This is a genomic window from Sphingobium lactosutens DS20 (assembly GCF_000445105.1).
GTDB lineage: Bacteria > Pseudomonadota > Alphaproteobacteria > Sphingomonadales > Sphingomonadaceae > Sphingobium > Sphingobium lactosutens.
Window position 1 is genome coordinate 15,464 of record NZ_ATDP01000074.1, and the last position, 13,811, is coordinate 29,274.

Sequence of the window (13,811 nt, forward strand, 5' to 3'; positions counted from 1 at the left end):
GCTCAATGCTCCAGCACATAATGACCGGGCGCGTCGGCAAGGGCAGGATAGCCCTTGTCGGGCGCGCCCATGGGCGGCGGCGGGCCAGCTTCACCGGAGTGCGCTGCAAGCCATTCACCCCATTCGATCCACCAGGATCCCTGCTTCTGTTCGGCGTGCTGCTGCCATTCCTCGGGATCAAGCGACGGCCCGTCGACCTCCCGCGTCAGCACCCGATAGCGCCGGCCCTTATGGCCTGGCTCCGACACGATGCCAGCATTGTGCCCGCCGCTCGTCAGGACGAAGCGGATATCCGCGCTGGTGAGCAGGTGAATCTTGTGAACCGAGCGCCAGGGGGCGACATGGTCCCGCTCGGTGCCGACGACGAACAGAGGTTTTCGGAGCGCCGACAGCGTGATCGCCCGGCCGCCCACCTTATATTTGCCTTCGGCCAGATCATCGTCGAGAAACAAGCGCCGCAAATACTGGCTGTGCATCGCATAGGGCATGCGCGTGCCGTCAGCGTTCCACGCCATCAGGGCGTTCATGGGCTCGCGTTCGCCCATGAGATAGGTGCCGAGCACTCGCGACCAGACCAGATCGTTGGAATTGAGAATCTGGAAGGCGCCGCCCATCTGCCCGCTGTCGAGATAGCCCCGGCTCCACATCATGTTCTCGAGCAGGTTGAGTTGCCCCTCGTCGATGAACAGGCCGAGTTCGCCGGGCTCGCTGAACTCGGTCTGCGCGGCGAACAGGGTGACGCTCGCCAGCCGCTCGTCACCGTCGCGCGCCATCGCGGCAGCTGCGATCGAGAGCAATGTGCCGCCCAGGCAATAGCCCACTCCATGGATGGCCGATGCGCCGGTGATCGCGCTCACTGCGTCAAGAGCAGCCATGGGCCCCATAGTGCGATAGGCTTCCATGTCGAGGTCGCGATCCTGGCTTCCCGGATTGTGCCAGGAGATCATGAAGACGGTATGGCCCTGGTCCGTCAGCCATCGCACAAGCGAGTTCTCAGGCGACAGGTCGAGGATGTAGTATTTCATGATCCAGGCCGGCACGATCAGGATCGGCTCGGGCCTCACCTTGTCGGTCGTCGGCGCATATTGGATGAGTTCGATGAGGCGATTGCGGAAGACCACCTTGCCCTTCGTGGCAGCAACGGTCTCACCCACGCAGAACTGCTCTACGCCGACCGGCGGCAGTCCCCGGACGATATGCTGCCAATCTTCGAATAGATGCTGGAGGCCATCGACGATGCACCGGCCGCCCGTCTCGATGATGCGTTTCTGAAGGACCGGATTGGTCGCGAGGAAATTCGTCGGGGCAAGCGTGTCGAGCATCTGTCGCGCGGCGAACTCGATCATCTCCTCATGATGCTTCGTCACGCCGCCTATGCCGGTGGTGGCCGCATACCACCATTGCTGGGTCAGCAGGAACGCCTGAGAGAGCAGGTTGAAGGGAGGCTCCTTCCAGGCCGGATCAGCGAAGCGCCGATCCTGCGGCAGCGGCTCGATCGCGGGATCCGCACTGCTGTCGCCTGCGCTTCGGATTGCATAGTCGAAAAGACGGACATATTTGCGGGCGAGCTTGGCGCCCAATTGCATCTGCTTGCCCGGTGAGAAGGCGAGATGCAGTCCCCAGTCGGTGAAGGCCTGGAGAACGGTAGCCGGCGACAGGCCCGCCGTCATCTGCGCGATCGCCGCTGACGACGCCCGGTCCAGCGTTTCGGCAATGCCGTCGAGCGGGTCTGCGGGCGAAGCTGCAACGGGACTGATCATGATAGTCGCTCCTGACTTTGAACATCCCGCCGCGGCTACGCACGGATCATGCGACACGATCGGATTCGACCGTGTCGCCATAACGGTACTGCCCGGGATAGATATTGCGCAAGTGGTGTTTTCAGTGAAGAAGGGTGGCGATGATCGCTATCGCCCGTTTTATCCCTCTGGCTGACACGAAGCCGATAAGTATAGTCCCGGATGGCTGCCCGGAAACATGGGCTGGCGGCAAGGCCTCGGCGAACGTGGCGCATGATCGGAAGCAAGTCCGGCGAAAAGCGTTCATCGCTGCAATGCGACCGCATCCGGCTGGCGCAGGTCCGTCATACCGTGTTTCGTCGATCGGAAGCCGAAATGGCGAGGATGGATCGCTTTCTGACGGAAGGCGGGAAAACGGGATATCTCATGCCGCCAAGTGGCCGGTGTTATATCCGTTGAGCTTCGTCGTAACTGCGGATCAGATCGGCGGTCCCGGGGTGTCGCAAGCCCGTTGCGTAGCTTGCAATGCCGCAATGACCAGCTGCCAACGGGGCCAAAGACGTCGACCGCTTCGGGCAACGAAGGAAGGGTATCGAGCGCCGTCTCGCACAGCGCGCAGATCGCGCTGCAATTTCGTCAAATGCTACAAAGACGTCGTAGCCATCGGCCGCATCGGTATCATGCCCGATCGCCTCGAGGACTGAGGCCGTGTCGCCACATAGTGCGGGAGATGCGCGACAGGCTTTCCCTTCACTTTCGCATTGGCACCTGGTGCTGATCCAGCCGCCTGACCAAAGTCGCCAACACAATACATGTTATGTCATTTATTGACAAAGCAACGAATCAAGTTCAATGGCGCTGCTGCGTGGCAGCGCCTGACCCAGAACTGTTGATTTCCACTGAGAGCTGACCCGGGATTTCCATCGAGAATTGACCCTGGTGGATACTATGTCCCGCTGTGCGGGCGGTGGGTCAAGCGGGTGATTTTTCCTTTCTGGATTTGGGCGCTGCCGAACTGGCGCGGAAGCGGAAGCTGTCGTTTCCGGTCTCGAGGATGTGGCAGTGATGGGTGAGCCGATCGAGCAGCGCTGTGGTCATCTTGGCGTCGCCGAACACACCGGCCCACTCGCTGAAGCTGAGGTTGGTGGTGATGATGACGCTGGTGCGCTCATAAAGTTTGCTGAGCAGGTGGAAGAGGAGAGCGCCGCCGGACGGGCTGAACGGCAGATAGCCCAGTTCGTCGAGGATGAGCAGATCGAGGCGAAGAAGCCGGTCAGCCAACTGCCCGGCCTTGTTCATGGCCTTTTCCTGTTCCAGCGCGTTGACCAGATCGACGGTGGCGAAGAAGCGGACCTTCTTGCGGTGATGCTCGACCGCCTGCACGCCGAGGGCAGTGGCGATGTGGGTTTTGCCAGTGCCGGGGCCACCGATCAGCACGACATTGTGAGCCCCATCGATGAACTCGCCGCGATGGAGCTGGCGGACCATGGCCTCGTTCACTTCGCTGGAAGTGAAGTCGAAGCCGGTCAAATCCTTGTAAGCCGGGAACTTGGCCGCCTTGATCTGATAGGCGATGGACCGGACCTCGCGTTCGGCGACCTCCGCCTTGAGCAATTGGGAGAGGATGGGAACGGCCGCATCGAACGCAGGCGCGCCTTGCTCGACGAGGTCGCCGACAGCCTGGGCCATGCCATACATCTTGAGCGAGCGCAGCATAACCACGACGGCGGCGCTGGCGGGGTCATGACGCATGGCGAAGGTCCTTGTTCCGCAGGGTGTCATAACGGGCGACATTGGCCTTGGGTTCGCGCCTCAGGACCAGAGCCTGCGGGGCATCGATCCTGGGGGGAGTACCGTCCTTGCCGTCGATCAGGCGGTGCAGGATATTGAGGATGTGGGTCTTGGTCGCAATGCCGGCCTCGAGAGCCAGCTCGACGGCACACAGCACGGCCTGTTCGTCATGGTGCAGGACCAGCGAGAGGATCTCCACCATCTCCCTATCGCCGCCGGGGCGCTTCAGAAGCTGGCCCTGCAGCTGCCGGAACGCCTCCGGCATCTCGGTGAAGGGCGCGCCATTGCGCAGGGCTCCGGGCTTGCGCTGGATCACCGCGAGATAGTGCCGCCAGTCATAGATCGTCCGTCCCGGCTGATCATGGGATCGTTCGATGATCCGCCCATGCTCGCACAGGATCTGCCCCTCGGCAGCAATGACGATCCGATCGGGATAGACCCGCAAGCTCACCGGCCGGTTGGCGAAGGACGCGGGGACGCTGTAGCGGTTGCGCTCGAAGGATATCAGACAGGTCGGCGACACCCGCTTGGTGTGTTCGACGAAGCCGTCGAAGGGCCGCCCCAGCGGCATCAGGCTGGCGAGTTCGGCGGCATGCACGTCGGCGATGGTGCCGGGCAGCACACCGTGGGCAATCTGTTCCCACTGCGCGATGCATTGCGCCTCGAGCCAGGCGTTGAGTGCATCGATATCCGGGAAGGCGGGCCCAGAAGGACCATGGGCCTGCCATAGCCGCCGCCGCGCATCCTGGACATTCTTCTCGACCTGACCCTTCTCCCATCCTGCGGCGGGATTGCAGAACTCCGGTTCGAACAGATAGTGGCTCGCCATGGCGGCAAAACGGGCGTTGACCTGACGGGCTTTGCCACTGCCGATCTTGTCGACTGCGGTCTTCATATTGTCGAAGATCCCGCGCTGCGGCACGCCCCCAAGCACCCGGAAGGCCTGGGTCATGGCATCGAACAGCATCTCGTGGGTCTGGAGCGGATAGGCGCGGACGATGAAAGCCCTGCTGTGCGACAGCTTCGTATGTGCGGCCTGCAGCTTGGTCTGCCTGCCGCCGATCATCGCCCAGTCCTCGCTCCAGTCGAACTGAAAGGCTTCGCCGGGCTGGAAGATCAACGGCACGAACGTCCCGCGCCCACTTGTCTGGGCGTCGCGCTGCCGGTCGGCCTTCCAGGCCCGCGCAAAGGCCGCAACGCGGTTGTAGGAACCGTCGTACCCCAAGGCCACGAGATCGGCGTGCATCTGCTTGGCTGTACGCCGCTGCTTGCGCGACTTGCTGCCCTCGATCCTCAACCAGGCTGACAGCTTCTCGGCAAACGGGTCCAGCTTGCTCGGCCGCTCGGGAACCTTGAACTTCGGCTCCACCGTGTCCGCACGCAGGTACTTGCGGATCGTGTTGCGCGACAATCCCGTGCGCCGTTCAATCTCACGGATCGGGATGTGCTGCCGGAAATGCCAGCGACGGATTACACTCAGTAACGCCATGTCGATCACTCCAGGATCTCCCGACCTGCAAGCCAGGAGAACGATCAGAACATGGGTCAATTCTCAGTGGAAATTTCTGCCCCTCCCGGGTCAGCTCTCAATGGAAATCAACAATTCACCAGGCCAAACAGGCCGTTGACGGCTACGTCGTCAGTTGACCTGCTCTGGAAGCCGCGAATTAAAAAGGTTGTCGTCCAGCTCGCGCCGCGACCGCCATAGACAGAATGGACGGAAGGGTCATTTTCGACCACCTCCGTGAGCGAGTTGGCTTGCTGATTAGCGATGAACTCGGAGGTGAGCGAGCTGGTGCTGAACGGCGTGTCGAGCACATCCTGATCGCCGAGGATGCCGATCCGGGCTGTCGTCGCAACCTGACCATCGCCTACAACCCGCTGACCATTGACAATGATCGTGTCCACGTCGCTGCGGTCGGCCGAAGCGAGTTGCACGCGCCCTTCTGTCGTTTCCTGCGCCAATACCGGCGCACTCGCCATCGCCAGCGCCGCAAGCGACGCCCCCCTCAAAACCCAGCTCATATTCCCCCACAGCGCTAATGCGATTGATTTGCAACTTCAGGCCGATAGTGTGAAAGTCGCTCGTGCGCGACCCCAATCGTGCGGAATGCGAACCCAAACGTGCGAAGAGGGGCCGGATTGTGCCTACCCGACTGGAAAACTTGAGAAACAAATTTCGCGATGGCCTCGACACGCCCGAGCAACGCGCCCGCCATTGGCAGCGTGTCGGCGCGACTCACCGGCTCGGCGTTACATCACGGGATGGGAGCGTGACCTTAAACCTCACGGACTATTCGTCCTACCAAGGCGCCTTCGGCTATTCCGATCGCCTGAACATCTACATGGGCGTGAAGGGCAGCGGCCGCATCATTCGCCACAGTCCCGCCCAGGCGCTCGAAGCCACGATCCATCCCGGCCGCGTCGGCTTGGGCGTTCCGGAAACTGCCGGCGAAGGCTTATGGGATAATCTATCGTTGCTCGCGCTTGGCGCCGACCTATCGAAGCTGCCGTTAGATGAAGGGAAGATCGTCAAGCCTGACGCTTTCGTCCCGATAGGATCGCGCCTTCATGACGATCCCCTTTTGACGGCCGTGCTGACCGCCATGTGGCGCGAGGCCGAGGCGCATGGTCATGTCTCGGCCTTTTTCGAACATGGCCTGCTGATCGTCGCGAACCGGTTGCTGGAGCTTCCTACGGTCGAACCATCGATCATCCGCCGTCTGTCGGATCCGCAGCTCAAGCGCGCGGTCGAGCGTATCGAAGACGCGCTGGCAGAGGATCTCACCATCGGCGAGCTGGCGGGTTTAGCGGGCATGAGCCGCCACCATTTCAGCCGTGCGTTCAAAGCGGCGACCGGCCTGCCGCCCTATGAATATCTCACCCGTAGGCGGGTCGAACGTGCCAAGAGCTTACTGGAAGCGAGCGACGCAAACGTTATGCAAATCGCCCTTCTTGTCGGTTTTACAAACCCCAGCCAGTTCGCCGCGGCCTTTCGGCGGGTCACTGGCCACACCCCTACCACCTGGCGAAGATTGCACTGATCGCCTTGATGCCTGTAATCTAATAATCAATTGTTTGCATCATGGCGAAATTTCTAGCCTTCATGTCCGTTGCGTCAAGCTGACGTACCCACGCGACAAAAGACTGTAGTCTCGATAGCACTGGTTTTTTGACTAGAGAATGGCGGGCTTCGAACAAAACCGCCATTTAGGCCGCTCGTGGGAACGGTAGAATTGTCCCAATGTCGGTCGAAGCCGAGAACGGCATGCCTGAAAGGCACATCTAAGTTGACTGTCCACATAACCGAGTGATCATCGCTAGCGAGGCCTGGGCTGACAGGCACGGCGTGGCGCCGGCCGCACGCCTGGTCGCGTTCGGCGTCGGCGCCGTAGAGCCCGGACTGTTTGGGCTGGGGCCAGTCCCGGCAGTGCGTCAGGCACTCGCCCGCGCCGGCTGGTCGGTATCGGATCTGGAGCGCGTGGAGATCAACGAGGCTTTTGCCGCGATCACGATCGCCGTGGCCGGTGAACTGGGCTTGCCCGAGGATATCGTCAATGTCGAGGGTGGTGCGATCGCACATGGCCATCCGATCGGCGCGACGGGCGCGGTCCTGACCACCCGTTTGCTCCATTCCATGCAGCGCGATGGTCTTCGGCGGGGTCTGGTCACGCTCTGCATCGGGGGCGGGCAGGGCGTCACGCTGCTCGTAGAGGTCGTTTCCTGATTTTGAGCGGGAGATGGGCACGGCAAATATCGGGAACACGCACATTCATGACCGCCAATATGTACACTCTGCTTCTTGACGCCCATCTCGGCCTCTCCTGGTTCTCGCTCGGCTTCACCCTCGCCTGGGTCGTGATCGTATGTCGGGCACCTCTCCGCCCGGTGCGGCTGGGGCCACTTGGCCGAACGATCCATGTCAGCGCCATGGCCTCGACAGGATTGGCGGGCTTGACCGGCCTCAGTCTTCTGGCAGCAGGGTCCGGGCTTTCTATGGCATTTTCATGGGCGGGGCTGGCGGCGGTAGCTGGTCACGGCGTGGCCAGTGCTCGCAGCCGCAAGGCAGTGATGACAGGAAGCAAGGCACGGGCGGCAAGGGCTGCATTTTTTTCTGCTCGTACTTGCTGTCGCTTTCGAGATCATGCGTTCCAGGCCGTTCTGAACGCCTTGGGGGGGGGGGGGCAGAGTATTACGCCATTGGCTCCGGCGTCACAACATGGTCTATGGCAATGGTGAAAGCGCCGATCGTCCATACCCCAAACAATCGCGGTAGCTTGGCTCGCGCGCGGGGTTGCCGACTAACGACGAACGCCTAGCTACGCTTGTTCATGCATGCCCGCTGCCCTCGCGGCGCGGTCGCCCGCCGCGGACATGCGCGCTCGCGTCAATGATCGTCTCGGCGCTAGGATTTAGATTCTCAACCGCACCGGCCATGCCGAAAATCTCGACCCGCCCGCCCTCGTTATAAATGCGTCCCGCTACAGTGCCGTGCAGGATTGCGCGCGCGCCAGCTTCGATGGTGAGGTCGCCCATGATCGTGCCATGGAGGATGAACCGCGCGCCGCTCTTGAGTGTCGCGGCACCGCTGATAGTGCCATAGAGCGCCATGTCCTCGCCAATCTCGAGCGGGCCTTCGATGCTGTCGTGAACCGCGCGCATTATGCAGCCGCCTCGAGATCTGTCAGGGCAAAGTCATTGCCCTTGAACAGCAAGGGCTCGCCGGTCGCCTTGGCGAGTGCAAATGAAAAGCAGTCGCCGAAATTCAAGCCGGCCTTGTGGCGGCCCTTGCCGAAATCCAGAAAGGCTTGCCGCGCCAACTCACCATGTTCGACCGTCACCGGTTCGATCGTAATTCCCGCGCGCCGGAAGAAGGCTTCTGCCTGGCGCATTCCTTCGGATCCGAGCTGGTTTTCAATGACGATCGACAATTCGACATAGGTTGCGCCGCTGATACGGCATGCGTCGGCATTGTGGATTGCCTGGGTAAACGATTCCGCTTCGGGTTCGCGATAAAGGATCGCAACCAGCGCCGATGTATCAAGGATCATTTCGGCAAGCCATTTTCATCGTAAAGCAGCTCGCCATGCTCGATATAGGATCGCTTCACATGGACGGCGGCGCGATCCGCGATTGCCAGCAGCTCCGCCACGCTTGCCTTGCGTTTGTTCCGCTCGATCCGGGCGTAGCACTCGCGCAGCGCCTCCGTCACCACGCGGGTCATGCTCTGGCCGGTCGCCTGGGCGATGGCACGGGCGAGTCTATGAGCCTCGGGATCTTTGACGTTAAGGCTCACGATTGCACCTTTCTAGAAATTCCGGCCTATTTCTACCATGGAGGCCTGCCGAATGTCGAGCGGGGATTAAGCTCGCTGGCAGTTTCAAAATCCGCTTGAACGGCGGGGCGCCAGTGCGCTGCTCTCAATCGCGAGCCGATATCCGTGCCCAGGGCAATCTACGGGCTTTCCATGCACATCAACGGCGTGTTTGCCTTAACCACATTGCCCGTCGCCTGGCGCGGTTTTTCCCGCGCCAGGTCAATCCCCGAGAAAAGGCGAGGCGCGTATGACGAGCGCTATCGTGCGCTCGAGATAGTCGGACTTCGCCTCCGGCGTATCGGGCATCTCGCGCCGGTCGAGGATCCTGGCGCGGGGAATGCTCACCAGTGCGTCGAAAATGAACGCGGCGAGAAAATGCAGGTCTTCGCGTAGGTCGCCATGCTCTGCTGCGGCGTCCTCCAGAATGGGCAGGATGACTTCCGTTCCCGCCGCCATTCCGATGAGTGGTCTCGGACCATCGGCGGCAAGGCCATGATCGGCGACCCAGTCGACCAAGGCCAGAATGCCGATCACCTCCTTCGTCAGCGACAGATCGAGCATCTCGCTCGCAAGATGCAGAAGCTGTTCGCACGGGGCGCCGGCTGGAGTGGTCGAGGCTATCGGTTTGAGATGCCGGGCGGTGCCATGTTCCAGCGCGGCCACCAGGAGGCCGTTCTTCGAACCGAAGCGCGCATAAAGCGTTCGCTTCGACACGTCCGCGGCAGTGGCGATACTTTCCATGCTGGCGCCATCGGGACCATGCCGGACGAACTGTTCGAGCGCTGTCTCGAGGATATGGGTACCGAGTTTAGCCGCGATTTCCTGGGTGGGTCGGCCGCCCCGGGGGTCGCGCGGGGGCAATCGGTCAGAATTCTGAATCGGGGAACTGGCGGTCATTGCACAGTCTCTAATCCATTCGGATGCGCTCTGCATCGATTTCCACCTTGATCGCCCTTTGCACGACAGGCAATAACAAAACCGATAAGTATACATACGCATTGCCGGAGCAGGAGTCGCGAAGGAATTCTCACGGCACATCGAAACAGCGACGGGACCGGATGATCATGACGGATATTGCACTCGTAACGGGTGGCACGCGCGGCATAGGCGCCGCCATCGCCCGATCACTCAAGGCGGAAGGCTATGAGGTGGCGGCCGTCTACCACGGTAACGATGCCGCAGCCGCCCGCTTCAAGCAGGACACCGGCATACCGGTGTTCAAATGGGACGTTGCGGACGAGGCGGGCTGCCGCGAAGGCGTGGCCCAGGTCGAGGCGCAACTGGGTCCGGTGTCCGTGCTCGTCAACAATGCCGGTATCACCCGCGACGGGATGTTCCACCGCATGAGTTGGGACCATTGGCGGGCGGTGCTCGCGACCAACCTCGACTCCATGTTCACGATGACCCGGGCGCTGATCGAAGGAATGCGCGAACGTCGCTTCGGCCGGATCATCAACATCTCATCCATCAATGGCCAGAAGGGGCAGGTGGGGCAGGTCAATTACTCTGCCGCCAAGGCCGGAGTGATCGGCTTCACCAAGGCGCTCGCACAGGAAAATGCGTCGCGTGGTATCACGGTCAACGCGATTTGCCCCGGCTATGTCGACACCGAGATGGTGGCTGCCGTGCCGCCCGATGTCCGCGCCGCGATCATTTCCGGCATCCCGGTTGGCCGGTTGGGGGAACCGCAGGAGATCGCCGACGCCGTCGCCTTCCTTGCCTCGCACAAGGCAGCCTTCTGTACCGGTTCGGTGCTCACGGTGAACGGAGGACAATATATCGCGAACGGGTAGGTGAGCGGCCGGCCGCACCTCGGGAGAACCACGTATATCCCGCAATGCCACAGATCGGCGAAACTGCTCCTTCCGGTTCCGATAAGAAAGGTTTTGATCAATGACCTATCCCTTCGACCAGTTCAGTGCCCTTGGAAAGGCCCACGGGCAATTTGTCGCGGCGCTCGCGCAGATCGCGCGCGAAAGCGGCGAGCACTATGCTCAGATCAGCGGCAAGGCAGCGGCCAGCCTGTTCGAGCAGTTCAAGGATTTGAAGCCGGGCGCCGTTCCGAATTTCGACAGCGAACCCCTCACGAGCCTTTTCGGCGAAGTCGAAAAAAGCCGGGAGGCTTCACTCGAGAAGATCAAGAGCGCCTATGACGACTGGCAGGGCGCCTGTCAGGACGTATTCTCCGAAACGGCCCGTGGCCAGCAGGACCTTGTTGAGCAGGCCCAAGCCTGGCTGCAGCCGTTGATCAATCCGGGCGCGATCACACCTGGGCAGGCTGCGGCCAAGTCGGCGGCTGCAGCGCGTGCTTCCGCCAAAACCGCTGACACAGCCTGAGGGTCGCATCTCGAGCCGAGTGGCTCCCGTCCGAACGGGAGCAGTCAACGGCGCTTCTGAAACAGGGTTATCGCGAGGAGATATGGGGCTTGGACAATTGAGAGCGACAAAACGACGCCCATCCGCAGCAATAGCGGGCTTTGTCGCTTCGGGGTTAGTTGCCGCCTGCTCCTTCGCCCCAAATCATGTCCGGCCGCCTTCGCCAGTTCCCAATCAATTTCCCGGCGAGACGGACGCAAGCGAGTCCATCGCCACCGTTGGATGGCGGGATCTGTTTCGGCAGCCGGAACTCGCGCGATTGATTGAGGAAGCGCTCGCGAACAATCGCGATGTCCGCATCGCCGCGACCCGCGTCGCCGAAGCGCGCGCGGCATGGCGGATCGAGGGCGCCTCTCTCTATCCGCAGCTTGACGCCGTGGGCACCGGCACGCGCGGCCGCACGCTGTTCAATCTTCCGGTCACAGGCGCCACGCCGGTCGATGTCCGCCAGATCAGCGCGCAGCTCAGCGCCAGTTGGGAGATCGATTTCTGGGGCAGGCTGCGCAACCTCCGCGACGCGGCGCGTTGGCAATATCTGGCGACCGAGGAAGCGCGCCGCGCTGTCGCCACCGGTCTCGTGGCCCAGGTCGCGAACGGCTATCTGCTCGAACGGGAATATGAGGAGCGCGCGGCGCTTGCGCGAAAGTCGATCGAGACGCGCGAGGGTTCGCTGCGCATCATGCGCCGCCGCTATGAGGTTGGATCGGGTTCGAAGCTCGACATGACGCAGGTGCAGACCCTGCTCGCACAGGCGCGCATGACATTGCAGGCGCTGGAGCAGGACCGCGATGTCAACCGCAACGCGCTGGCCTTGCTGGTCGGCCGCCCGGTAGACATCGCCCCCGGAACATTGTCGCTCACGCAGGTGCCGGAGGACCTCGCCGTGCCGACGGGGCTGCCGTCGGAGCTGCTCGCCAACCGCCCGGACATCGTCGCGGCCGAACATCGCCTGCGCGCCGCCGACGCCAATATCGGTGCCGCCCGCGCCGCCTTCTTCCCAAATATCAGCCTCACCGGCGCCTATGGGACGATGAGCGACCAGCTCGACGGCCTTTTTTCGGGCGGAAGCGAAGCCTGGAGCTTCACGCCGACCATCAGCCTGCCGCTGTTCAATGCGGGCCGGATGAAAGGCAATCTGGACGTCGCCCGGGCGCGGCAGGAGCGCGCCATCGCCGAATATGAGCAGGTTATCCAGGGCGCCTTCCGCGACGTGTCGGACGCGCTGGTGCGACGGCGGCAGCTCCGGCTCCAGATCGGGACCACCCGGGAATTGCTGGAAGCGCAACGGGAGCGAGCGCGGCTTGCGCAGCTGCGCTTCGACAATGGCCGCTCCGCCTATCTGGAGGTGCTCGACGCGCAGCGCGACCTGTTCGACGCCGAGCAGGCGCTGGTCCAGCTTCGCCGCGCCGAACTCGCCAGCCTCGTCGCGCTCTATGCGGCGCTGGGGGGAGGCTTCGTTGCCGACAGGGGCTTCGAGCGCGATGCATCGGCAACAGACAGGGGACAACCATGAAGACGCAGCCGATGAAGACCTGGCTCATCCGGGGCGGGATCGCCGCGGCGGTTGTTCTGGCCGCCGTGCTTCTCTGGTCTCTGCTCAAGCCTTCCGACCTTCCCGAGGGCATTGTCGGCGGCAACGGCCGGCTGGAGGCGGTCGAGATCGATATTGCCGCCAAGACGCCCGGCCGCATCCGCGATATAGTCGCCGACGAAGGCCAGCTCGTAAAGGCGGGTGAGGTGGTCGCCCATATGGACATCGAGACGCTGCAGGCGCAGCAGTCGGAAGCCAAAGCGCAACTCGCCCAGGCGCTTAATTCCGTCCAGATCGCCGAGACCCAGGTAGGCCAGCGCCAGAGCGAGCGCGCGGCGGCGCTCGCCACGGTCCGCCAGCGCGAGGCCGAGCTCAATGCCGCGCGCAAGCGGCTGGCGCGCTCGGAGACGCTGGCGCGAGAAGGGGCGACCGCCGTGCAGGAGCGCGATGACAACCAGGCGGCCGTCGAAGGCGCGGCGGCCGCCGTGGAGGCGGCGCGGGCGCAGTTGTCGGCGGTCGACGCGGGGATCGCCGCCGCGCGCAGCCAGGTGATCGGCGCGCGCTCCAATGTCGACGCTGCGCGTGCGACGATCACGCGCATCGAGGCGGACATCCGGGATGGCGACCTGCGCGCGCCGCGCGGTGGCCGCATCCAGTACCGCGTGGCGCAGCCCGGCGAGGTGGTGGCCGGCGGCGGACGGGTCATGAACCTCGTCGACCTGTCCGATGTCTACATGACCTTCTTCCTGCCCGAAACCGTCGCCGGCCGTGTCGCGATCGGCAGCGAAGTGCGTCTCGTGCTCGATGCGGCGCCCCAATATGTCATCCCGGCCAGGATCAGCTTCGTCGCCGATGTCGCCCAGTTCACGCCCAAGACGGTCGAGACCGACAGCGAGCGGCAGAAACTGATGTTCCGCGTGCGGGCGCAGATCGATCCCGTGCTGCTCAGACGCCATATCACGCTGGTCAAGACCGGCCTGCCGGGCATGGCCTATGTGCGGATCGATCCCAATGCGGCATGGCCGCAGCAGCTTGCCGATGTCGTGAAGGAATAGAC

At 62.7% G+C, this 13,811-nt stretch carries 14 protein-coding genes; 6 read left to right on the top strand and 8 right to left on the bottom strand.

All coding sequences use genetic code 11. The annotated features are described in order from the left end of the window. Nucleotides 1–2: 2 nt before the first annotated feature. The 4 genes from RLDS_RS34970 to RLDS_RS34990 form a co-directional block, all read right to left on the bottom strand. Nucleotides 3–1,760: a PHA/PHB synthase family protein gene (locus RLDS_RS34970; RefSeq protein ID WP_021225092.1), complete on the bottom strand. Its 1,758-nt coding sequence runs from the start codon at nt 1,758–1,760 to the stop codon at nt 3–5. A gap of 951 nt (nt 1,761–2,711) precedes the next feature. Further along, the gene (gene istB, locus RLDS_RS34980) at nt 2,712–3,491 is read right to left on the bottom strand and encodes an IS21-like element helper ATPase IstB (protein ID WP_021225094.1); all 780 of its coding nucleotides are present in this window, start codon (nt 3,489–3,491) and stop codon (nt 2,712–2,714) included. Then, nucleotides 3,481–5,019 carry an IS21 family transposase gene (istA, locus tag RLDS_RS34985; protein WP_021225095.1) on the bottom strand — a complete coding sequence of 513 codons (1,539 nt, stop codon included), beginning with the start codon at nt 5,017–5,019 and terminating at the stop codon, nt 3,481–3,483. The genes istB and istA overlap by 11 nt, the downstream gene beginning before the upstream one ends. 107 nt (nt 5,020–5,126) lie before the next feature. Continuing rightward, nucleotides 5,127–5,555, bottom strand: coding sequence for a TonB-dependent receptor plug domain-containing protein (locus RLDS_RS34990; protein WP_031297639.1), 429 nt, complete (start codon nt 5,553–5,555; stop codon nt 5,127–5,129). A 62-nt stretch (nt 5,556–5,617) separates the two neighbouring features. On the opposite strand from RLDS_RS34990, the gene RLDS_RS54475 reads away from it, so the two are divergent. Beyond that, nucleotides 5,618–6,574, top strand: a complete 957-nt coding sequence (locus tag RLDS_RS54475) for an AraC family transcriptional regulator (RefSeq protein ID WP_152528014.1) — start codon at nt 5,618–5,620, stop codon at nt 6,572–6,574. Between the two features lie 305 nt (nt 6,575–6,879). After that, entirely contained in the window at nt 6,880–7,257 is a 378-nt protein-coding gene (locus RLDS_RS35000; RefSeq protein ID WP_236616808.1) for a beta-ketoacyl-[acyl-carrier-protein] synthase family protein, read from the top strand. A gap of 602 nt (nt 7,258–7,859) precedes the next feature. Here RLDS_RS35000 and RLDS_RS35005 read toward each other — a convergent pair. The 4 genes from RLDS_RS35005 to RLDS_RS54480 all read right to left on the bottom strand — a co-directional run bounded on the left by RLDS_RS35005 (nt 7,860) and on the right by RLDS_RS54480 (nt 9,708). Beyond that, a complete protein-coding gene (locus tag RLDS_RS35005) occupies nt 7,860–8,192 on the bottom strand; it encodes a hypothetical protein (protein ID WP_021225099.1) in 333 nt (110 codons plus the stop codon). Further along, nucleotides 8,192–8,581, bottom strand: coding sequence for a type II toxin-antitoxin system VapC family toxin (locus tag RLDS_RS35010; protein ID WP_021225100.1), 390 nt, complete (start codon nt 8,579–8,581; stop codon nt 8,192–8,194). Before RLDS_RS35010 ends, RLDS_RS35005 begins: the two co-directional genes overlap by 1 nt. Then, nucleotides 8,578–8,826: a type II toxin-antitoxin system VapB family antitoxin gene (locus tag RLDS_RS0127820; protein ID WP_031297643.1), complete on the bottom strand. Its 249-nt coding sequence runs from the start codon at nt 8,824–8,826 to the stop codon at nt 8,578–8,580. Before RLDS_RS0127820 ends, RLDS_RS35010 begins: the two co-directional genes overlap by 4 nt. A 240-nt stretch (nt 8,827–9,066) precedes the next feature. Beyond that, nucleotides 9,067–9,708 carry a TetR/AcrR family transcriptional regulator gene (locus tag RLDS_RS54480; RefSeq protein ID WP_269078210.1) on the bottom strand — a complete coding sequence of 214 codons (642 nt, stop codon included), beginning with the start codon at nt 9,706–9,708 and terminating at the stop codon, nt 9,067–9,069. 203 nt (nt 9,709–9,911) lie between these two features. Here RLDS_RS54480 and phbB point away from each other — a divergent pair, with 203 nt between their 5' ends. The 4 genes from phbB to RLDS_RS35030 all read left to right on the top strand — a co-directional run bounded on the left by phbB (nt 9,912) and on the right by RLDS_RS35030 (nt 13,809). Beyond that, on the top strand, nt 9,912–10,640 hold the full coding sequence (gene phbB / locus RLDS_RS35020) for an acetoacetyl-CoA reductase (protein WP_031297645.1): 729 nt from the start codon (nt 9,912–9,914) through the stop codon (nt 10,638–10,640). Nucleotides 10,641–10,740: 100 nt separating this feature from the next. After that, entirely contained in the window at nt 10,741–11,184 is a 444-nt protein-coding gene (locus RLDS_RS35025; protein ID WP_021225104.1) for a hypothetical protein, read from the top strand. A gap of 97 nt (nt 11,185–11,281) precedes the next feature. After that, on the top strand, nt 11,282–12,736 hold the full coding sequence (locus tag RLDS_RS0127830; RefSeq protein ID WP_236616810.1) for an efflux transporter outer membrane subunit: 1,455 nt from the start codon (nt 11,282–11,284) through the stop codon (nt 12,734–12,736). Then, on the top strand, nt 12,733–13,809 hold the full coding sequence (locus RLDS_RS35030; protein WP_021225106.1) for an HlyD family secretion protein: 1,077 nt from the start codon (nt 12,733–12,735) through the stop codon (nt 13,807–13,809). Before RLDS_RS0127830 ends, RLDS_RS35030 begins: the two co-directional genes overlap by 4 nt. Nucleotides 13,810–13,811 lie beyond the last annotated feature (2 nt).